The sequence below is a fragment of the Actinoplanes sp. NPDC049598 genome (genome assembly GCF_040675435.1).
Classification (GTDB): domain Bacteria; phylum Actinomycetota; class Actinomycetes; order Mycobacteriales; family Micromonosporaceae; genus Actinoplanes.
The window spans coordinates 55,142-75,566 of the sequence record NZ_JBFAOX010000037.1; the positions used below are offsets into that span (position 1 = coordinate 55,142).

The 20,425-nt window shown below is 72.5% G+C and carries 15 protein-coding genes; 7 read left to right on the top strand and 8 right to left on the bottom strand.

The genetic code is table 11. The features are described 5' to 3' along the window. Nucleotides 1-33: 33 nt before the first annotated feature. The gene (gene pgm / locus AB0J66_RS45450) at nucleotides 34-1,677 is read right to left on the bottom strand and encodes a phosphoglucomutase (alpha-D-glucose-1,6-bisphosphate-dependent) (RefSeq protein ID WP_364674454.1); all 1,644 of its coding nucleotides are present in this window, start codon (nucleotides 1,675-1,677) and stop codon (nucleotides 34-36) included. A gap of 119 nt (nucleotides 1,678-1,796) precedes the next feature. Here pgm and AB0J66_RS45455 point away from each other — a divergent pair, with 119 nt between their 5' ends. The 3 genes from AB0J66_RS45455 to yaaA all read left to right on the top strand — a co-directional run bounded on the left by AB0J66_RS45455 (nucleotide 1,797) and on the right by yaaA (nucleotide 4,649). Then, the gene (locus AB0J66_RS45455; protein WP_364674457.1) at nucleotides 1,797-3,440 is read left to right on the top strand and encodes a copper resistance protein CopC; all 1,644 of its coding nucleotides are present in this window, start codon (nucleotides 1,797-1,799) and stop codon (nucleotides 3,438-3,440) included. A 72-nt stretch (nucleotides 3,441-3,512) separates the two neighbouring features. After that, complete coding sequence (locus tag AB0J66_RS45460; protein WP_364674459.1) at nucleotides 3,513-3,851, top strand: STAS domain-containing protein; 339 nt, start codon at nucleotides 3,513-3,515, stop codon at nucleotides 3,849-3,851. 9 nt (nucleotides 3,852-3,860) lie between these two features. Next, nucleotides 3,861-4,649, top strand: a complete 789-nt coding sequence (yaaA, locus tag AB0J66_RS45465; RefSeq protein WP_364674461.1) for a peroxide stress protein YaaA — start codon at nucleotides 3,861-3,863, stop codon at nucleotides 4,647-4,649. Between the two features lie 102 nt (nucleotides 4,650-4,751). Here the strand turns inward: yaaA and AB0J66_RS45470 are convergent, their stop codons facing one another. Then, nucleotides 4,752-5,342 (bottom strand): FKBP-type peptidyl-prolyl cis-trans isomerase, encoded by a 591-nt coding sequence (locus tag AB0J66_RS45470; RefSeq protein WP_364674464.1) that lies wholly within the window; start codon nucleotides 5,340-5,342, stop codon nucleotides 4,752-4,754. Nucleotides 5,343-5,546: 204 nt separating this feature from the next. On the opposite strand from AB0J66_RS45470, the gene AB0J66_RS45475 reads away from it, so the two are divergent. Both AB0J66_RS45475 and AB0J66_RS45480 read left to right on the top strand, forming a co-directional pair. Beyond that, nucleotides 5,547-6,434, top strand: coding sequence for a hypothetical protein (locus tag AB0J66_RS45475; RefSeq protein WP_364674465.1), 888 nt, complete (start codon nucleotides 5,547-5,549; stop codon nucleotides 6,432-6,434). A 60-nt stretch (nucleotides 6,435-6,494) separates the two neighbouring features. Beyond that, a complete protein-coding gene (locus tag AB0J66_RS45480) occupies nucleotides 6,495-11,579 on the top strand; it encodes an efflux RND transporter permease subunit (RefSeq protein WP_364674467.1) in 5,085 nt (1,694 codons plus the stop codon). Between the two features lie 23 nt (nucleotides 11,580-11,602). Here the strand turns inward: AB0J66_RS45480 and AB0J66_RS45485 are convergent, their stop codons facing one another. Both AB0J66_RS45485 and AB0J66_RS45490 read right to left on the bottom strand, forming a co-directional pair. Further along, nucleotides 11,603-12,334 (bottom strand): SDR family NAD(P)-dependent oxidoreductase, encoded by a 732-nt coding sequence (locus AB0J66_RS45485; RefSeq protein WP_364674470.1) that lies wholly within the window; start codon nucleotides 12,332-12,334, stop codon nucleotides 11,603-11,605. 5 nt (nucleotides 12,335-12,339) lie between these two features. Continuing rightward, nucleotides 12,340-13,224 (bottom strand): DMT family transporter, encoded by an 885-nt coding sequence (locus tag AB0J66_RS45490; RefSeq protein WP_364674473.1) that lies wholly within the window; start codon nucleotides 13,222-13,224, stop codon nucleotides 12,340-12,342. A gap of 88 nt (nucleotides 13,225-13,312) precedes the next feature. On the opposite strand from AB0J66_RS45490, the gene AB0J66_RS45495 reads away from it, so the two are divergent. Then, on the top strand, nucleotides 13,313-14,182 hold the full coding sequence (locus AB0J66_RS45495; protein ID WP_364674475.1) for a LysR family transcriptional regulator: 870 nt from the start codon (nucleotides 13,313-13,315) through the stop codon (nucleotides 14,180-14,182). Nucleotides 14,183-14,227: 45 nt separating this feature from the next. Next, nucleotides 14,228-15,619 (top strand): SDR family NAD(P)-dependent oxidoreductase, encoded by a 1,392-nt coding sequence (locus AB0J66_RS45500; RefSeq protein WP_364674477.1) that lies wholly within the window; start codon nucleotides 14,228-14,230, stop codon nucleotides 15,617-15,619. 150 nt (nucleotides 15,620-15,769) lie between these two features. Here the strand turns inward: AB0J66_RS45500 and AB0J66_RS45505 are convergent, their stop codons facing one another. The 4 genes from AB0J66_RS45505 to AB0J66_RS45520 all read right to left on the bottom strand — a co-directional run bounded on the left by AB0J66_RS45505 (nucleotide 15,770) and on the right by AB0J66_RS45520 (nucleotide 20,420). Then, nucleotides 15,770-16,174, bottom strand: coding sequence for a hypothetical protein (locus tag AB0J66_RS45505; protein WP_364674480.1), 405 nt, complete (start codon nucleotides 16,172-16,174; stop codon nucleotides 15,770-15,772). Nucleotides 16,175-16,271: 97 nt separating this feature from the next. After that, nucleotides 16,272-17,069: a hypothetical protein gene (locus tag AB0J66_RS45510; RefSeq protein ID WP_364674482.1), complete on the bottom strand. Its 798-nt coding sequence runs from the start codon at nucleotides 17,067-17,069 to the stop codon at nucleotides 16,272-16,274. Continuing rightward, the gene (locus AB0J66_RS45515) at nucleotides 17,062-19,998 is read right to left on the bottom strand and encodes a DEAD/DEAH box helicase (RefSeq protein WP_364674485.1); all 2,937 of its coding nucleotides are present in this window, start codon (nucleotides 19,996-19,998) and stop codon (nucleotides 17,062-17,064) included. The genes AB0J66_RS45510 and AB0J66_RS45515 overlap by 8 nt, the downstream gene beginning before the upstream one ends. Next, nucleotides 19,995-20,420, bottom strand: coding sequence for a DUF5990 family protein (locus tag AB0J66_RS45520; protein WP_364674487.1), 426 nt, complete (start codon nucleotides 20,418-20,420; stop codon nucleotides 19,995-19,997). Before AB0J66_RS45520 ends, AB0J66_RS45515 begins: the two co-directional genes overlap by 4 nt. Nucleotides 20,421-20,425: the final 5 nt, after the last annotated feature.

A 20,425-nucleotide genomic window follows, 5' to 3' on the forward strand; every position in this document is an offset into this window, starting at 1 on the left:
CTGTCGGCCACCGAGCCGCATTCCTGAGAAAGATCAGCCCTTGAGCGCGCTCCCGACCACGGCGCGGGCCTCCTCCTGGATCCGGGCGAGGTGGTCCGGGCCCTTGAACGACTCGGCGTAGATCTTGTAGACGTCCTCGGTGCCGGACGGGCGGGCGGCGAACCATCCGCTGGCGGTGGCCACCTTCAGGCCGCCGATCGGGGCCCCGTTGCCGGGGGCGGAGGTCAGCACGGCGGTGATCGGCTCGCCGTCCAGCTCCTTCGCCGTGACCTGCTCGGGCGAGAGCTTGGCCAGGATCGCCTTCTCCTCGCGGGTGGCCGGGGCGTCGATCCGGGCGTAGGCCGGCTCGCCGAACTTGGCGGTCAGGTCGCGGTAGTGCTCGCTGGGCGTCCGGCCGGTGACCGCGACGATCTCGGAGGCGAGCAGGTCGAGCAGGATGCCGTCCTTGTCGGTGCTCCACGGCCCGCCGTCGCGGCGCAGGAACGAGCCGCCGGCGCTCTCCTCGCCGCCGAAGCCGATCGAACCGTCGAGCAGGCCCGGCACGAACCACTTGAAGCCCACCGGCACCTCGTCGAGGCGGCGGCCCAGGCTCTCGGCGACCCGGTCGATCATCGAGGAGGAGACCAGGGTCTTGCCGATGGCGGCGCCCGACGGCCAGTCCTTGCGGGCCCCGAACAGGTAGTTGATGGCCACCGCGAGGTAGTGGTTGGGGTTCATCAGACCCGCGTCGGGGGTGACGATGCCGTGCCGGTCGGCGTCGGCGTCGTTGCCGGTGGCCAGCTGGAACCGGTCCTTCTGGGCGATCAGGGACGCCATGGCCGACGGCGACGAGCAGTCCATCCGGATCTTGCCGTCCCAGTCGAGCGTCATGAAGCCGAAGGTGGGGTCGACGTTCGGGTTGACCACGGTCAGGTCCAGCCCGTACCGCTGGCCGATCTCGCCCCAGTAGGCGACGCTCGCCCCACCGAGCGGGTCAGCGCCGATACGGATGCCGGCCGAGCGGATCGCGTCCATGTCGATCACGGCGGCGAGGTCGCCGACGTACGAGTCCAGGAAGTCGTAGCCCTTGACGCTTTCGGAGGAACGGGCCCGGGACGCGGGGATCCGCTTGACCGCCCGGAGACCGTCCTTGATGAGCTCGTTGGCCCGGTCCTGGATCCACTTGGTGGCGTCGGTGTCGGCCGGGCCGCCGTTCGGCGGGTTGTACTTGAAGCCACCGTCGTCCGGCGGGTTGTGCGAGGGCGTGACGACGACACCGTCGGCCAGACCGCTCGTACGGCCGCGGTTGTAGGTGAGGATCGCGTGCGACACCGCCGGCGTCGGGGTGTAGCCGTCGCGGCTGTCGATCAGCGTGGTCACGTCGTTGGCCGCGAACACCTCGAGCGCCGTGATCATCGCGGGCTCGCTCAGCGCGTGCGTGTCACGGCCCATGAACAGCGGCCCGTCGGTGCCCTGGGCCCGGCGGTACTCGACGATGGCCTGGCTGGTGGCGGCGATGTGGTCCTCGTTGAAGGCGTTGCGCAGGGAGGAGCCGCGGTGCCCGGACGTGCCGAACGTGACCCGCTCGCCCACCACCTCCGGGTCGGGGTGCTCCGTGTAGTACCGGGAGACGACCTTGGGCACGTCGATCAGATCGCGCGGCTCGGCGGGCTTCCCGGCGCGGGGGTTGACGGACATGACGGTCTCCTCTTCAGGGCGGCGCGTGAACCTGCCGTGAGCGTATCGACACCGGATACCCTCGGCATCCGCGCGGTAAGCGGTTGAACCTTTCCGTCTCCTTATCCGAACTACTTCCCGTGAAGCGCGTGCTCCTCCTGCTCCTGGTGGCCCTCGGTGTGCTCGCCGTTCCGGCCTCCCCCGCGCAGGCGCACGCGTCCCTGCTCGGGGCGGTCCCGGCCCCGGGCAGCATCGTCGGCACCTCACCCTCGGAGATCGTCGTCACCTTCAGCGAGGCGATCACACCCGTGTCGGGGCGGGTCCAGGTGATCTCGCCGGACGGCAAGCGGATCTCCGGCGAAGCCAAGGCGACCGGGTCGACGTTGCGCATCCCGGTCCGCAAGGCCGACCAGCCGCTCGGCACGTACCTGGTCAGCTACCGGGTGATCTCGGCCGACAGCCATCCCATCGGCGGCGCGCTGACGTTCTCGGTCGGCGCGCCCTCCACCCGCCCGGCCGACCCCGGTCAGGCCGGGACCCATCGGTCGGTCACCCTGGCCACCCCCGTCACGCGCTTCGTGGGGTACGCGGGATTGACGCTGGCCGCCGGTCCCGCGCTGTTCCTGGCCGTGTTGTGGCCGCGCCGCCGCCCGCGCGCGGGTGCGATCAAGGTCGTGTGCGCCGGTCTCGGGCTGATCGGCGTGGCCACGCTGGGCTCGTTGTGGGCGCAGGCGCCGGCCAGCAGCGGGGCCGCCCTGTGGGACGTCTCGCCCACCGAGCTCGGCGAGGTGCTGTCCAGCTCGTACGGCGTCACCCTGCTGGCCCGGCTCGGCGTGCTGGCCCTGCTCGCCGCGCTGCTCCCGGCGGTCCTGCGCGGCGGCGCGGGCCGGCTCCGGTCGCTGGCCGTGGTCCTGCTCGCGCTGGGCGGCATGACGACGTGGCCGCTGACCGGGCACGCGGCCGCCTCGCCGCTGGCCGCTGTGATCGTCGCGTCCGACGTGGTGCACATCGCCGCCATGGCGGTCTGGCTCGGCGGCCTGGTCACGCTGACCGTGTTCCTGCTGCGCCGCACCGACCCGCGGGTGCTCGGCGTGGTGCTGCCGGTCTGGTCGCGATGGGCCGCGCTGGCCGTGGTCTGGCTGGTGGCCGGTGGCGTCGTGCAGGCGGTGGTCCAGGTCGGGTCGATCGGCGCGCTCTACCAGACCTCGTACGGGCGGCTGCTGCTGGCCAAGGTGGCCGTGCTCGCGGTGACGCTGGCCTTCGCCGCGGTCGCGCGCAAGCTCGTGCACCGGGCGCCCGGCGCAGCCGGGCTGCGCCGCACGGTCGGCGTCGAGGTGCTGGCCACCGTCGTGATCCTCGGGCTCAGCTCGGTGCTGGTGCAGATCAACCCCGGGCGCAGCGCGGTCGTCGACCAGGGCGCGGTGCGCGAGGAGGGTGTGTCGCAGACGCTGACCTCGCCGCTGTACACGCTGCAGTTCAACATCTACCCGGTCGAGATCGGCGACAGCAACACGATCCACGCCTTCGTCTACACCCCGGCCGGGGCGCCGCTGCCGGCCGACGAGTGGAGCGTCACCTCGCGGCTGCTCGACGACAACGATCTCGAGCCGGTGACCCAGCCGCTGCTCGGGCTGATCCCCCGTCACCACGCGGTCGGCGCGATCGCCTTCCCGCTGCCGGGCACCTACGAGATCAAGTTCACGGTACGCATCGGCGAGCTCGACCAGGCGACGGTGAAGACGACTGTGACCGTTCCGGCCGGTTCCGTTCCCGGATCCAGGTGACTTTTAGTCACCGATTGGGCAGTGACATGGCGACGCCCAAGGGTGCCGGAACCGGGGAGGCAGCTCGTGCACGTGTCCGTGGTGGATAACGCCGACGAGTCGGTGGTGATCACCGTCCGTGGAGATCTCGACATCGACAGCAACACCGTGCTGACCACCACGCTCGACCAGGTGCTCGACCGGCCGCGGCCGATGGTGATCGTGGACCTGTCCGGGGTCGGCTTCTGCGACTCGACCGGGCTCAGCGCGCTCGTCATCGGGCACAACCGGGCCCGGGCCGTCGGTGGATGGCTGCGGCTGGCCGCGCCCAGCGACTTCATCGAGCGGCTGCTGGAGACGGTCGGGCTGACCCCGCGCATCGCGGTCTATGCCACGGTGACCGATGCCCTGGCCGACCGTAGCCCCGGCTAGTCTCGCGGCGTGCTGATACTCCTGCCGCCGTCCGAGGGCAAGACCCCGGCCGCTTCTGGTTCTCCCGTCGATCTCGCGACGCACTGGCTGCCCGCGCTGGCGCCGGCCCGCAAGCGGGTGTTGTCGAAGTTGGTGGCGCTGTGCAAGCGGACCAGCGCCCGGTCGGTGGCCTCCTCGCTGGCGACGCTCGGGCTGAGCGCCGGGCAGGCCTCGGAGATCGCGCTGAACGCCACGCTGCTGGAGGCGCCGGCGGCGCCGGCCGCTTCGATCTACAGCGGGGTGCTGTACGAAGCCTTGGACGCGCCGTCGCTGGCCCCGGCGGCCCGCGCCTGGCTGGACGAGACGGCGGTCGTGTTCTCCGGGTTGTGGGGCGTGGTCCGCCTCGACGACCGGATCCCGGCCTACCGCTGCTCGGTCGGGGTGACGCTGCCGACGGTGGGCGGGCTCACCGCGTACTGGAAGAAGGCGCTGCCCAAGGCGCTCGACCCGCTCGACGGGCCGATCCTGGACCTGCGGTCGGGGGCGTACGGGGCGATGTGGACCCCGGGCGCCGACGCGGCCACGGTGCGGGTGCTGCACGAGCGCACGGTCGGCGGGGTGGCCCAGCGGTCGGTCGTGAGCCACTTCAACAAGGCGACCAAGGGGCGGATCGTGCGGGCGCTGGCCGAGGCCGGGGCCCGGCCGGCCTCGATCGACGAGGTGGCCGGGGCGTTGCGCGACCTGAAGTACACGGTCGAGGAGCACCCGGTGGCCGCGGGGCGGCCGCGTCAGCTCGACGTGGTGGTCGCGGAGCTCTGACCGCGACCACCGAACCGGCCGGAAGCCGGTGAGGAGCCTTCGTGGCACCCAGCCGGCCGCTGGGAGCGGGTTCTGTTCTCTGTTGCGTACCTCTGCGAAGCGTTACTGGGCCGCCAGGATGTCCACCACGAACCGGAGGTCGCCCTGCTGCTCGCCGTAGGCGAGAGCGGCCGGGACGTCGAGCTGGACCCGGCTGCCGACCTTCTGGCCCGGGATGCCCTCGTCCCAGCCCTTGATGACCTGGCCGACGCCGATCGCCGTGCTGAACGGCTCGCCGCGGGACCAGGAGGAGTCGATGACCTGGCCCGACTGGTAGCTGACCAGCTTGTAGTTGGCGGTGATGGTCTGGCCCTTCTGGACCGCGGGGCCGGTGCCGGGGACCAGGGCGGTGACCGCGAGCTTGGACAACTTGCCCTGGCCGCCCTTGACCTCCGGCTCCTTGGACAGCGCGGCCGGGGTCTCGACCTGGGCCGGTGCGCTCTCACTCGGCGCGGCCTGGGTGGGCGCGACCTCGGCCGGCGCCGCGGCCGACGCCGGCGCCGCGGCCGGCTGCGCGGTGGGGGTGCCGTCGTCGTTGTTCCGGACGGTCACGAAGACGGCGACGAGCACCGCGATCACGGCGACGCCGGCCACCGCGCCGCCGATGGCCTGGCCGCGCCGCTTACGGGCGTCGGTGCTGACGGGGGAACTCATATGTCTTCTCCTGTGGGCCGCCGGTCCGGAAACTTCGGACACCCTACGCGCTATACGCGAATACGCCGCGTGAAACCTCCACCGAACCGCCGAGGCGGGTGATCCCCCGTCCGGGCGGTCACGCATCCCGCTCTTCACCGTCACACGCCGAAGTGAGATCGTGTGCCTTTGTTCAGCGTCTTTCCTTTCCCCCAGGAGCTCCGCTTGTCCCCGCGCCGACGCCCGACGGGCCATCGGGCCGGTCTCCGCCGGCCCACGCCGGACGGTCTCGAGGCCAGTGGCCACCGCAAAGAAGTGCTGTCCTCGGCCGCGGTGATCCTCGCGGGGGTGCTGCTGGTGATCGGCTTCGGGTTCGTGGCGTCGCGCGCGATGGTGCACAAGGACGAGGCGCTGCCGCCGGTCGACCCGCCCGCGCCGGCGCTCGGCGACCTCCGGCTGCCCTCGGCCTCCGGCTCGGACGGGCTCATCCCGCTCGGCAGCGCGTCGCCGTCGCCCCCGCCGACCTCGCCCAAGCCGCCGGTGTTCCGCAGCCCCAGCGTCGACCCCGGCAGCGTCCGGATCACCCGGGCCGCCGTGCCGTCCGTGGTCGACCTGTCGGCCGCCGGCTCCGCCGACTGGGTGCACTGGGGACTGGACGGGACGTTCTCCCTCGAACGCGACAAGGACGGCGGCTTCAAGATCCTGGAGGGGGCGCCGACCGCGCCCCGGTTCCGCCATGAACTGAGCGCGGAGAAGTTCACCTGGAACGGCGGCAGCCCGGTGGCGGCCAGCGCCGGCACCCCCACGGGCATCCGCACCTGCGGAAAGGGCAACGGCTTCACACTCTCGGCGCCGGCCGGGCCCACCCCGCGGACCCTCTCGCTCTACGTGGGGTCGTTGGCGGCCCGCGGAAAATTGACCGCCCGGCTCTCCACGGGCACGGCCGGCGGCTCTATCGTGCTCGATCAGCAGACGGGGACGCTGCGCACGGCGGTGCTGACCGTGGCGTACCACGCTCCCAAGAGCGGGCAGCTGCGGCTGACCTGGACCACCGAGGCGACCTATGGAACGGGCTGCGGCGGGGTAGCCCTGGAAGCGGCGACGCTTCGATGACGTGCTTGCATAACGACCCGGCCGGCTGCCGCCGGCCGTAGGCGACAAGAGAGGTTTTGCGTGTTCGCGGGCTTTGGATCGTGGGTGGCCCGCTTCCGGTGGCCGGTGCTGGCCGTCGCGCTCGTCGCGGTGGTCAGTGCGGGCGTCTGGGGGCTCGGTGTCTTCGGGCAGGTGTCCGAGGGCGGCTACAACGACCCGAACAGTGAGTCCTCCCGGGCCGCCGAGGCGGTCACGGAGGCGTTCGGGGCGCAGGGCGGCGACCTCGTCGTGATCTACACGCCGACCAAGGGCAAGATCGACGACGCCGCGCTCGGCAAGCGCGTCCGGGAGCGGCTCGCCGCGCTGCCCAAATCGGCGGTGACCAGCTCCACGTCGTACTGGCAGACACGCAGCGCCCAGTACGCGGCCAAGGACAAGTCCAGCGCCGTGGCCGTGGTCAACCTGGCCGGGGCCGACGACGGAGCCAAGCTCGACGCCTACCGCGAGATCGACGACAAGTTCGCCGTCGACGGGGCCACGGTCCAGGTGGCCGGCGCGACCGTGCTGGCCGACGCGTCCACGTCCCGCTCCTCGTCCGACCTCGCGATCGCCGAGGCCATCTCGCTGCCCATCACCCTGATCCTGCTGCTGTTCATCTTCGGCTCGCTGGTCGCGGCGGCGCTGCCGGTGCTGGTCGGCGGGGCGGCGGTGCTCGGCTCGCTCGGCATCCTGCACGCGATCGCGTCGCACCACGAGGTCAACTCATTCGCGGTGAACGTGGCCTCGCTGCTCGGCCTGGGCATGGCGATCGACTACGGCCTGTTCATGGTCGGGCGCTTCCGCGAGGAGCAGGCGGCCGGGCGTACGCCGTTCGAGGCGGTCCAGCGCACGGTGGCCACGGCCGGGCGTACGGTGCTGTTCTCGGCCTCGCTGCTGATGATCGCGCTCGCCGGGTTGTTGCTGTTCCCGCAGGGGTTCCTGAACTCGCTGGCCTACGGTGGTCTCGCTGCGGTCGGGCTGGCCGCTCTGCTGTCGCTGACGCTGCTGCCTGCTTTGCTGGCCGTGCTCGGGCCGCGCGTGGACAAGATTCCGGTCCGGCTGCCTTTTGCGGCGGGTTCTGATTCGGACAAATCGGTTTGGGCGCGGCTGGCCGGCGGCGTGCTCCGGCGGCCGGTCGTGGTGGCGGTGCCGATCCTGGCCGGGTTGCTGCTGCTCGCGCTGCCGATCGGCGGTGTCCGGTTCGGCGAGGCCGACGAGCGCACCCTGCCGCCGGGCGACTCGGCCCGCCAGGCCATCGAGACCATGCAGGCCGGCTACCCGCAGTTCGCCGGCGACGGCGTGCAGATCGTGCTGCGCGGCCGGGGCGACACCTCCTCCTTCGCCGTACGCCTGCGCCAGATCCCCGGCATCAGCCAGCTCACCCCCGCCCAGCGGGCCAAGGACACCACGGTCTTCACCGCCACCCTGAAGTCGGCCGACCCGTTCAGCACCGAGGCCCGCGACGTCGTCGACAGCATCCGCGCCCTGCCCGTGCCCGGCGGCGTCGACCTGCTCGTCGGCGGCACGACCGCCCGTAACATCGACAGCCTGCAGGCCACCGCGGCCAAGCTGCCGCTCATGATCGGCCTGCTCGTCGGGGCCACCCTGATCCTGATGTTCCTGGCCTTCGGCTCGATCCTGCTGCCGATCAAGGCGGTGCTGATGAGCGCGCTCAGCCTCAGCGCCACCTTCGGCATCCTCGTCTGGATCTTCCAGGACGGCCACGGCGCGAGCCTGCTCAACGTCACCCCGGCCCCGCTCGAGGCGGGCATCGTGGTCCTGATGGCGGCGGTCGTGTTCGGCCTGTCCACCGACTACGAGGTCTTCCTGCTCTCCCGCATGGTCGAGGCCCGCGCCCACGGCGCCACCACCAAGGAAGCGGTCACGGTCGGCCTGTCCCGCACCGGCCGCGTGATCAGCGCGGCCGCCCTGCTGCTCATCGTGGTCACCGGCGCGTTCGCCCTCTCCTCGGTCACCACCATGCGCTTCGTCGGCGTCGGCATGATCATCGCGCTCCTGCTGGACGCCACGGTCGTCCGGATGCTGCTGGTCCCGGCCGTGATGGGCCTCCTCGGCGACGCGGCCTGGTGGGCCCCCGGCCCCCTGCGGCGCCTCCAGCAGCGCGCGGGCCTGTCGGAGCACGCGGGCGAGCAGAAGGCCAAAGCCCTGTCCTCGGGCCGCCACGCCGCCACCGACGACACCCAGGTGCTGGCCCTGCCCCCCGGCCCGTCCTGGGTCCGCCCGTTCTTCGAGGAGCCGAAGGTCCTCCCGGCGGCGTCCTCGCCCCACGCCCTCCCCGCCGGCCTCCCCTCGGACCCCGCCGCCACCCAGGTGATCCCCCGCATCACCGACGACGAGCCGATCGACGCGGAGATCATCCCGGACACCCCCGAGCCGGCGTCAGCCACCTCCGCCACCTCCGGCGAGGCGGACGCGACAGCGGTCGTCGCCGACCTCGCGTCGTCCGGCGCGCAGGCGTCGTCCCCGGATGATGTCGCCGGCGTGGACGACCGCACCGCCGCCTACCCCGTGATCAAGGCGGACAGCACAACCACCGCCGAACCCTCGGCCCCCGCGGACGACCCCACCTCCGCGGAAAACCCGGCCGCCGAGGCTTCCTCCTCTGACGCCGCTGTCTCCTCCGCTGCGTCCTCCTCCCTCGCCTCCGACGCCGCTGTCTCCTCCGCCTCCGACGCTGCTGCCTCCTCCGACCTGGCCGACCTTGCTCCGGCTGCTGAGGACGAGCGCGACGCGGACAGCCCCACGCCGGACGAGCACGACCCTGACGAACCCACGTCCGACCAGCGCATCTCAGACGACCCCACGTCCGACCAGCGCATCTCAGACGACCCCACGTCCGACCAGCGCATCTCAGACGACCCCACGTCCGACCAGCGCATCTCAGACGACCTCACGTCCGAAGAGCGCGACTCGGACGGCCTCGCGTCGGACGAGCGCGCCGACGACGAGCGCGCCGCGGGCCAGACCGACCAGTCGGTTGTGACGGAGCCGGCCGGCGACGAAGCAGCCCTCGTCGCCTCCGCGCCCGACGCCGCCGAGACCAAGCTGGTCGAGGCCGCGGCGGCCGAGGCCGTGCGGGCCGGCATCGAGCGCGCCCAGGCCGAGATGGCCGAGGACGAGGCCGCCTACTCCCACCAGCCGATCTCCGTCGAGTCGAGCATCGACCCGGTCGACGACATCATCGACGCCGAGATCGTCGACCCCGACGAGGACGACGACCTGCCCCGGGGCACGGTCTACCCCAGCTCGACCCAGTTCTTCCAGTCCCCCGAGCCCGCCCGCGGCTCGACCTACAGCAGCAGCAACTACACCGACTGGTCCGCCCCCGACGATTTCTTCTTCTCGTCCCCGACCAGCACGTTCACCAGCGCCTTCGCCCTACCCGCGGAGCCCGAGCCGGTGGACACGGCCGCACCCACCCCGTACTTCGGCGACCGCCCCGAGGCCCCCACCTTCTTCCGCGAGCCCCTGGCCCTCCCCCCGATCCCACCGGCCGCCCGCGACCTCGCCGAAACCAACTTCGAGCAGACCCGCGACCTCTCCTCCCTGGCCCGCACCAACTCCACCCCGGCCCACCCCGAGACGCCCGCCCCCGCTTTCCCTGAGCCCGCCTCCGCTGCGCCTGCTTTCGCCGAGCCGGCCCCTGCTGACCCCGCCGCCGTCTCCGCCGCGCCGACCTCCGCTGAGCCCGCTCCGGGGGACGAGCCCAGCCTGGACGCCACCCGTCGCTTCGACGCCCCCGACCTCGACGCGACAACCCGCTTCACCGCCCCCGATCTGGCCACCACCCGCCACCTCCCGGCCCCGCTGGTCCGCGAGGAGCACCCGGCCCCGGCAGCGGAGACCCCCACACCCCCTCCGGCCGAGCCCACCCAGCTCCCCAAGCGCCCGCTCGCCGCCGACCTCGAACATTTCTCCGAGCCCGAGCCCGAGCCCGAGCGCTCGCCCACCGCAGGCCCTTCGCTCACGGCCCCACCGACCACCCCGGCCCCGGCCCCGGCCGATCCCCTGCCGCGCCGCCGCTCACTGCCCGACGGCGACCCGTTCCGCCCCACCCAGCCGGAGCCCCTGCCCCAGCGCGCGTCCCAGCCGGAGCCCCTCCCTCAGCGCGCGTCCCAGCCGGAGCCCCTCCCTCAGCGCGCGTCCCACCCCGAACCGCTCATTCAGCGCCGCCCCGAGCCCGGCCCCTTGCCGCAGCGCGCTTTTGAGACCGACCCGCTTCCGCAGCGCACGCCCCTGGCCGAGCCCTTCCCGACCGAAGCCGCCACGGAACCGGCCAACCCGTTGCCTCAGCGGACCTCCCTGAGCGAGCCGGCCGAGGCCGCCCCGGCCCCGATCGACTCGCTCCCCCGGCGGACCCCCGCGGCCGACCCCGCCCCGGCCCCGGTCAGCCCGCTCCCTCAGCGGACTCCCCCGGCCGATTCACCGCGCCCCCTGGCCGCCGAGGCCACCCCGGCCGAGACCCGCCGCGAGCCGCTCGTTCAGCCGGACCCGTTCCGCGCCCACCCGGAGCCCCTGGCCCCGAGCACCTTCACCCCCGACCCGCTCCCTCGCCGTCAGCCGGTGGCGGAGACCGACCCGTTCCGCGCCAACGTGGACCGCCCGCTCGCCCAGCCCGACCCGGCAACCCCGCGTGGTCTCCCGGCCCTGCCCGTCAGCCGCGGCGACCGCCCGACCGACCTGAGCAGCTACCTCCCGGTGCGCCGGGGCGAGATCCCGGCCCAGCGCCGCCCCGACGAGCCCATCCCGCCCGCCGCGCGCCGCCCGGCTTCCCTCGCCGACCAGCCCCTGCCGCACCGCTCGGGCCGCAACGAGACCGGCTTCCCGGAGCCGGAAACGCCCCGCGCGCTGCCGGCCGCGCCCACCCGCCGCCCGGCCGACCTCGGCGACCACCTGCGTGAGACCCGCCCCGCCGACCTGGCGCAGTACAGCCGCACCCACCCGCCGGCCACCCGGCCTCAGCCCCCGGCCGCCGATGAGCCCCCGGCCCAGCGCCGCCCGGAAACCCTGGCCGAGGCCAAGCCGGCCCGCCGCCCGGCCACGCTGGCCGACCAGCTCCGTACCCGCCCCACCGGCGCGGCGGACGATTCGGAGCCGGCGAGCTGACGTGACGTACCGGCGGCCCGGCCTCAGCGGAAGACCAGGCCGCCGCCGACCTCGATGACCTGGCCGGTGAGCGCCGCGGCGCCGGCCGACACCAGCAGGCGTACGGTCTCGGTCAGGTCTTCCGGGGTGATCGGTCGGGGCACCGCCTGCCGGGCCAGCAGCGGCGCGTGGGACTCCTGGTCCTTGCCGTGGGCCAGCTCGGCCTCGCCTTCGGTGCGGATGGCCCCGGGTGACAGCGCGTTGACCGTGATGCCGGAGGCGCCGAGCGCGTGGGCCAGGGACCGGGTGAGCCCGATGAGGGCCGCCTTGCTGGAGACGTAGGCCGCCCCGGACGGCCCGCCCATGACCACGGTCGGCGAGACCACGTTGACGATGCGGCCCCAGCCTCGTTCGGCCATTCCGACGCTGAGAGCCTGGGCCAGCAGCATCGGCGCCGTCACGTTGACCGCGAACGTCTGCTGCCACTCGTCGTGCGACAGGGCCGCGAAGTCCACGTTCGAGGCCCGGGCGGCGTTGTTGACCAGGATGTCGACCGGTCCGGCGGCCGCGGCGAGCCGTCCGACGGCGGCCGGGTCGGACAGGTCGGCGTCGAGCAGCGAGACCGTGGCCCCCAGGTCGCGGCAGCGCTGGGCCACCCCTTCGGTCTCGGCCGCGGCCGCCAGGTGGTGCAGCAGCAGCGTCTCTCCGGGCCGGGCCAGCCCGACGGCGATGGCCGCCCCGATACCCCGCCGCGCCCCGGTGATCAGAATCCGCATGTCGATCAGCGTAAGGCGACCGGCTCCGGCTCCGGAACCGCCGGGACGGGCCGGGTCGACAGCCAGCAGCCCGCCGCCACCAGGGCGAACCCCAGCGCCGTGCTCACGGCGAAGCTCTCGTTGAGCAGGACCACGCCGAGCAGCACGGCCACGACCGGGTTGACGTACGTGACGAGGCCGGCCCGGGTCGACCCGACGAGCCCGATCAGCTGGTAGAACGCGAGCAGCGCGACCGCCGTGCACAGCAGCCCGAGCACCACCAGCGAGGCCCAGGCCGACCCCGAGACCGGCGCCGTCGGCAGGGCGAACGCCGCGAACGGCGCCAGCACCACCGCGCTGATGCCCGTGGTGGCCCCGGTCAGCGCCTCCGTCGGCACGTCGGACAGCCGCCGCTGCACGAGCATCGTCGCCACCGCGTAGCTGAGCGCCGCCACCAGCACCATCCCGGCCCCGATCAGGCCCCAGCGGTCGCCTGACAGGTCCAGCCCGACGAGCAGTGCCACCCCGCCGAAGCCGAGGATCAGCCCCACGACGCGGATCGGCGTCAGCGGCTCGCTGCGGAGCATCAGCAGGGCGATGGCGACCGGCTCGATGGCGATGAGCAGGCCGGTCAGCGAGGAGCTGATGTGCGTCTCCCCGTACGTGATCAGCAGGAACGGCCCGGTGATGTGGACGAAGGAGAGGACGACGACCGGCCCGATGTGGCCGCGTAAGCGGCTGAGGGTCCCCCGGACCGCCGCGACCGGCAGCAGCACGAGCGCGGCGATGGCGATGCGGCCGGCCACGACCAGCAGCGGCGACAGGTCCTCGATGGCGACCTTGATGAGGAAGTACGGGATACCCCAGAGCACGGACACGAGCAGGAAGAGGAGCCAGGCGCGACGATTCACACCTCGAGCCTTGTCGCCTACGGTAGTAAGCGGTAGTACCGACTTCCTCATGCCGTAATTAGGGACGCTTATGATCGACGTACGACGCTTGCAGATCTTGCGAGAAGTGGCCCGGCTCGGCAGCTTCAATCAAGCCGCCGTCACACTCCGGATCACCCCGTCGGCGGTGTCACAGCAGATCAGCGCTCTGGAAAGGTCCATCGGCACCCCCGTGGCCACCCGCAGCACGCGGGGCGTCGAGCTCACCGACGCCGGCCGGGTGCTGGTCGAGGCGGGCGACGCCATCGCGGCCGAGCTGGCCAGCGCCGAGCATGAGATCGACCGGCTGGCCCAGGCCGACTCCGGCAAGCTCACCGTGGCCACCTTCACCAGCGGCGGCCAGCGCCTTCTGCCGGCCGCCCTGACCCGTTTCGCCGAGGAGCGCGCCGGCGTCGACCTGACTGTCCTGGAGAACGAGCCGGAGGACGCGATCCCGCTGGTCCGCGAGGGCGCGGCCGACCTCGCGCTGATCTACCACTACGACGGCCCGGCGCCTGCTCCCACCGGCCTTTGCTACACCCCGCTGATGGACGACCCCATGTGGGTCGTGGTGCCGGACGAGCACCATCTGGCCGGCCGGAACGACGTCACCATCGCCGACCTGGCCCACGAGCGCTGGGTGCACGGCTGCCTGATCGTCGGCGACCTGCTCGACCACTACGCCGCGATGGCCGGTTTCGAACCGCGCGTGGCCTGCCGCGGCACCGACTACGTCTTCGCCCAGTCGCTGGTCCGGGCCGGTGTCGGCATCAGCATGATTCCGCGCGTGGCGCTGGTTCCCGGCCTGCGCACTCTGGCGCTGCGGCCGCCCTGCCCCACCCGCTACATCGGGATCGTGATGCCCAAGCGCCGCCCGAACCCGCTGGCTGAAAACCTCCGCGAGGCCCTTGAAAAGACGGTCGCCTCGCTCGATAAGTAAAGTGCCCTGCGACAGTTCGGCTTCACCACGAGGGATGAAAGCAGTATGACCGACAAAAGGGTCGACCCCGAGCGCCTGGCGCTCTGCCTCGCCGTGCTCGCCGAGGTCGAGTCCCTCCCGGTGGAGCACCCGGACGCGGTGGCCGTGCGCCGCGCCACCGCCGGCCTCTACAAGACGGCCAAGCTGCAGCGCCGCCGCGACCGCCGCGACGCCATCCTCGAGAACGACCGCTCCGTCACCGAGGCCACCGCCACCGGCGCTCCCGGCCGCATCGACGACGAGACGGCCGGCATCCCGCTCAAGAGCACCACCAAGGCCGCCATCGCCGGCGTGCTGCGCCAGGCCCGCGGCTGCTACATCTGCAAGCAGCGGTTCACCCAGGTCGACGCGTTCTACCACCAGCTCTGCCCGTCCTGCGCCGAGAAGAACCACGAGCGCCGCGACGCCCGCACCGATCTCACCGGCCGGCGCGCCCTGCTCACCGGCGGCCGCGCCAAGATCGGCATGTACATCGCGCTGCGCCTGCTGCGCGACGGCGCCGACCTGACGGTCACCACCCGTTTCCCGCACGACGCCGTCCGCCGCTTCAAGGCCATGCCGGACAGCGCCGACTGGCTCAAGCGCCTGCACGTCGTCGGCCTCGACCTGCGCGACCCGGCCCAGGTCGTGGCCCTGGCCGACTCGGTGGCGGCCCGCGGCCCGCTCGACATCCTGATCAACAACGCCGCGCAGACCGTCCGCCGTACGCCCGGCTCCTACTCCGCCATCTCGGCCGCCGAGAAGGGGCCCCTGCCCAGCGGCGACCTGCCCGAGCTGCAATATCTCGGCAGCGTCGGCACCTCCCCGGCCGCCGTGCTCACCAGCGGGCAGCTCACCCCGCAGCAGGTCACCGAGCTGGCCCTGGTCGCCCGCTCCACCACCATCGACGCCGGCGGCCTGGTCCCCGACACGACGTCGACCAACAGCTGGAGCGACCGCGTCCACGAGGTCGACGCCCTGGAACTGCTCGAGGTCCAGCTCTGCAACGTGACGGCCCCGTTCATCCTGGTCAGCCGTCTGCGCAAGGCGATGACCCAGTCCCCGCACCCGCGCCGCTACGTCGTCAACGTCTCCGCCATGGAGGGCGTCTTCAGCCGCGGCTACAAGGGCGCCGGCCACCCCCACACCAACATGGCCAAGGCCGCCCTCAACATGCTCACCCGAACCAGCGCCGTCGACATGTTCGCCGACAACATCCTCATGACCAGCGTCGACACCGGCTGGATCACCGACGAACGCCCCCACCCGACCAAGATGCGCCTGCACGAGGAGGGCTTCCACGCCCCCCTGGACCTCGTCGACGGCGCCGCCCGCGTCTACGACCCCATCGTCCGAGGCGAGCTGGGCGAGGACCTCTACGGCTGCTTCCTCAAGGACTACGAGCCAATGCCCTGGTAGTACGCCATCACGGGGGCACCGCTTCCAGCGACCGGCTGGCTGCCACTAAGGCTCCTCACCGGCCTTCCGGCCGGTTCGGTGGTTCCCCCGGAAAGGGCTCGAGCCACGACCCCGCAGGGTCGTGGCTCGAGGTGGTGCTACTCGCTACTTTCAGAACTTCTTGTAACGGTGGTAGCGGTGGTAGTAGCTCGGGCCACGGTCGTTGAAGTCGTCGCGGTCCCAGTTGTACCAGCCGTCGTTCCAGAAGTCGTTGTCGTCCTCGACGACGAGGACGTAGCGACGGTGGAACCCGCCGCCAACGCGCTCGCACTCGAAGTCGTCCCAACGGTCGAAGCGCTCGCCGATCCGGCCGGCGATGACGCACCGGCGGTAGTCGCGGTAGTAACCGACGACGCGCTCGTCATCGTCGTCCCAGTGCTTGGCCTGGTTGGTCGTCGCCTGGGAGGCGGTGCTCGAGCTGGTGCCGCTGGCGGCCATGGCCGGGCCGGCGCCCAGCGTGGCGGCGGCAGCGATACCCAGACCGGAAACCATGATCATGCGGGTGATTCGGTTCATCTCACACCTTCTCTTGACAAAACGCTGTGTCGAGAAGAAGGAGATCATGTTCGCGGACAGTAACGGGCTGATTTCGGAACGTGTTACCACTATTGAGTTAAAACGGACTTTCCGGCAGGGCCAGGTACGCCGGGCGCAGCAGGTCGACAATCGGGCGCCCATTGTGCGCCAGAGCCGGCGGGTCGAGCTGGTCAAGCAGCGCATCCGGCCTGGTCACAGCCCCAGGACGACCGCCGGCGGGTGCCGCCGCCGGAGGAAGCGCGTCGCCCCAGAAGTCCGCCGGATCGCCGAGCCCCTCGCCCAGATCCGGTGCCACGGAAGGGGTATCCGCGACACGCCGGTCCTCGGCCGCGGCGGCCGGATCGCCCGTGACGGCCCGGGCGCTGCGCAGCTCACGCAGACGCAGCAGGAGCTCGTCCCGGCTACGGCCGCGCCAGGTGAAGACCCCGAACGGGTCTTCCTCGAAGCTACGGGCGAGGGCATAGGTCGTTGCGGCCAGATGTACGCAGGGCATGGGCCACCGCTCGCAGGTGCAGTCCATCGCCACCTCGTCGAGCGACAGCGGCACGAGCGTGAGCCCCGCCTTCTGGAACACCCCGCCGATACCCGGCGGCATCCGCCCCGCGAGCAGATCAGCCGCGAACCGCGCCTCGCGCACCAGGTCTTCCTCGACCCGCGCCCACTCCGCCGCCCCGAACGCCCGCAACGCGATCCGCGACCGGAACGCCCTCGGATCCTCCGGCCCCCGCACCAGTGCCACCACGAGACTCCCCGAGATGGTCAGGCTCCGCACATGCCCGGCCCGCTCGTCGCGCCGCCCCCGCGCGAACGTCGGCCCCATCCGCAACGACTCGAACGTCCCCAAGAACTCCAGCGACAACCGCTCGTCAGTCACTGATGGCCTCCGGGGCGAGTGTCAGCAGGTCGTGCAGTTCGGTGGTGGACAAGGAGGTCAGCCAGCCCTCGCCGTTGCCGATGACGCGGTTGGCGAGGACGCCCTTGTCGGCCAGGAGGCGGTCGATGCGTTCCTCGAGGGTGCCCAGGCAGACCAGCGTGTGCACCCGCACGTCGCGGGTCTGGCCGATCCGGAAGGCGCGGTCGGTCGCCTGCTCCTCGGTGGCCGGGTTCCACCAGCGGTCGACGTGCACGACATGGTTGGCCGCGGTCAGGTTGAGGCCGGTGCCGCCCGCCTTGAGCGACAGCACGAACACCCCGGGCCGGGTGTCCTCCTGGAAGGACGCCACCATCTCGTCGCGGGCCGCCCGGGGCGTGCCGCCGTGCAGGTAGCGGACCGGCACCCCGAAGCGGGCGGCCAGATGCGGCGTGAGCATCGCCCCGAAGCGGGCGAACTGCGTGAAGCACAGCAGGCTCTCCCCCTGGGCCAGGGCTTGATCGATGATCTCCTCGAGCCGTTCGAGCTTGCCCGAGCGTCCCGGCAGTGGCGAGTTGTCGCCCAGCAGCAGGGCCGGATGGACGCAGGCCTGTTTCAGCTTGGTCATACCGGCCAGCACGATGCCCTTGTTCCAGCGGTCGGTCGACTCGTCAAGCCGGTTCGTCATCTCCTCGAGGATCGCCTTGTAGAGGGTGCTCTGCTCGCCGGTCAGCCCGCACAGGTGCCGTACGTGGCGCTTGTCGGGCAGCTCGTCCCCGATGACCGGATCGGATTTGACCCGCCGCAGCAGATAGGGCCGGGTCGCCTGGCGCAGACGGGCGGCCGCCTCCTCGTCGGCGTACCGCTCGATCGGCACCGCGAAGCGGGCCCGGAACGTGTGGGCCGAGGCGAGCACGCCGGGGTTGACGAAGTCGAGGATCGACCAGAGCTCGGCCAGCCTGTTCTCCACCGGGGTGCCGGTCAGGGCGATCCGCACCCGGGCCGGGAAGCGGCGGACCGCCTTGGCCGCCGAGCCCGCGCTGTTCTTGACGTTCTGCGCCTCGTCGAGCACCACCCGGTCCCACGACACGGCGGCCAGCTGATCGGCGTCCCGCACGGCAGTGGCATAGGTGGTCAGAACGACGTCGACATCGGTCGCCACCAGACGCGAGGAACCGTGCAGCACATGCACCCGCAGCGACGGCGCGAACCGCTCGATCTCCCGCTGCCAGTTGCCGAGCACGGAGAGGGGGCAGATCAGCAACGCCGGCCCCGACCGCTTGTGCAGCAGCAGCGCCAGTAACTGAACGGTCTTCCCCAGCCCCATGTCGTCGGCGAGGCACGCTCCCAACCCGAGCCCGTCCAGGAACGCCAGCCAGGAGAACCCGCGAGCCTGGTACGGCCGCAGCTCCGCCCGAAGAGACGGCGGCGGCGGAAGCAGCTCGAGCCGCTGCTCAAGATCCCCCGACAGCAGATCGGCCATCCATCCTGACCCGCCCGACGCCGTGACCGGCAGCGGCAGCTCCTCCGGCGGCAACAGCTTGATCATGCGCAGGGCGTTCCCGGCCGTCATCGTGCCGCCGCCCCGGGCCAGGAAGCGCAGCCCGGCGTCGAGCCGTTCGGCGTCGAGGTAGACCCACCGCCCCCGCAACCGCACCAGCGGCACCTTGGCCTGGGCCAGGTCGGTCAGCTCGGCCTCGGTGAGCATCTCGCCGCCGAGGGCCAGCCCCCAGTCGTAGTCGACCATGTGCCCGAGGTCGGCCGCCTGGTCGCGCAGCACCGCCGGCACCTCGGCCCGTGGCCGCAGGTTGAGCCCGAGCCCGAGCCCCGGCCGCTGCTTCCACCAGGCCGGCAGCAGCACGCCGTACTCCGCCTCCTCCAGCGTGGCCGCGTGGCTCAGGAACCGGTGCGCCTCCTCGGTGTCGAGCACCATGTCGACCGGCCGCGGCACCCGCAGCGCCGCCTCCAGGTCGGGGTAGAGCCGGGCCGCCCGCCCCAGCCCGCCGAGCAGCCGCTCCTGCGGATGCCGGGTCCAGCGGCGCAGCGGGGCGTAGCTGTCCCGCCAGATGTCGGCCGCCGTGACCAGCGCGCTCGGCTCGTCCACGGCCTGCAGCAGGAACTCCAGCTGCCAGCCGTCGCGGGGCGGCACGCCGGCCGGGTTGACCGCGTCCGGTTGCTCACCCTCGAGCGAGAGGTGGCTGAGCCGGAAGCAGAGCCGCACAGCCGCCCCGGAGACCGCCCCCGCGAACCAGGCGTCGAGCTTGTCGGCCAGGTCGTCGGCGAGCGCCGGCGCGGCCACGAAGCGCGGCTCGTCGGTCAGCGCGGTCAGCCACCCGTCGCCGATGCGCACCCCGGCCTCGGCCAGGCGCGTCCGCACCAGCCCGTCGACGAGCCGGTTGAGCGCCGCCGCCAGCGCGTCCTCGGCCGGCAGCCCGGCCACGTCCCCCGGGCGGGCGCGCTCGGCCCGGGCCGCCGCCGGCAGCCGGCGCAGCAGATCGGCGTGGTGCAGGGCGTCGAAACCGGTCAGCACCGGCCGCCACCGCGCGATCGGCCCGTGCGGCTGGACCGCCGGCAGCACCCGCCCGCGCCGCACGAGGTCGGCCGCGAACGAGCACAGCTCGACCATCCACCGCACCGATGCCCCGAGCCGCCCGTCCCAGGCGTCGGCCACGTCCTCGTCGAGGAACGGCACGGTGACCGCCGGCACCTCCCACGCCCGCAGCTTGGGCGTGCCCCGGCGCGGCGGCAGCCCGAGTTGCGGCGACGGCAGCGGCCCGGCGCTGGTCGACGGCAGGATCAGCGTCGCCGGCGGCCGCGCGTCACCCGGCGGCAGCGACGAGGCGGGCAGGGCGAACGCGCTCCGGTCGGACGACTCCCCCCACAGCGCCAGCGACCCGTCCCGCCCGACGAAGCCGTGCAGCACCCGCACCGAAGCCTGGACGACGGCGGTCATTCGACGCTCCAGGACGGCCGCACCCGGGCACACACCGGATCACCGTGCGCGTCGGTCAGCCCGAGCGACCCGACCAGCACGCCGCCACCCTCGTAGGCCGAGCGCAGCACCGCCGTCGGCACGTCACCGAACATCAGCTTGGCCCGCCGGAACATCTCGAACGAGTCGGACAGATTCCCCCACGTCAGATACAAGAAGCGCGCCCCCGGCCGGCCGTGGACCCATGGCCCGCCGACGTCGAGCAGCCCGTCCACCTCACGCACGTCCACCGAGATCTCCCACGTGGCCGACGGCGCCCAGGCCGGGACGAGCAGCACGGCGTCTTTCTTCCGTTGCATCCCCACGTGCACGTTGGCGAGGCGCAGCGCGGAAGACCCGGCACCAGCGCCGGGCAGGTCGCTTCCCTCGATCCGGATCTGCACGGGTC

What these genes read in the sequence shown, in the direction of transcription:
- AB0J66_RS45470 (WP_364674464.1), bottom strand. Translation starts at nt 5,342, where the DNA reads ATGAGTTCCCCCGTCAGCACCGACGCCCGTAAGCGGCGCGGCCAGGCC.
- AB0J66_RS45515 (WP_364674485.1), bottom strand. Translation starts at nt 19,998, where the DNA reads ATGACCGCCGTCGTCCAGGCTTCGGTGCGGGTGCTGCACGGCTTCGTC.
- pgm (WP_364674454.1), bottom strand. Translation starts at nt 1,677, where the DNA reads ATGTCCGTCAACCCCCGCGCCGGGAAGCCCGCCGAGCCGCGCGATCTG.
- AB0J66_RS45485 (WP_364674470.1), bottom strand. Translation starts at nt 12,334, where the DNA reads ATGCGGATTCTGATCACCGGGGCGCGGCGGGGTATCGGGGCGGCCATC.
- AB0J66_RS45505 (WP_364674480.1), bottom strand. Translation starts at nt 16,174, where the DNA reads ATGAACCGAATCACCCGCATGATCATGGTTTCCGGTCTGGGTATCGCT.
- AB0J66_RS45500 (WP_364674477.1), top strand. Translation starts at nt 14,228, where the DNA reads ATGACCGACAAAAGGGTCGACCCCGAGCGCCTGGCGCTCTGCCTCGCC.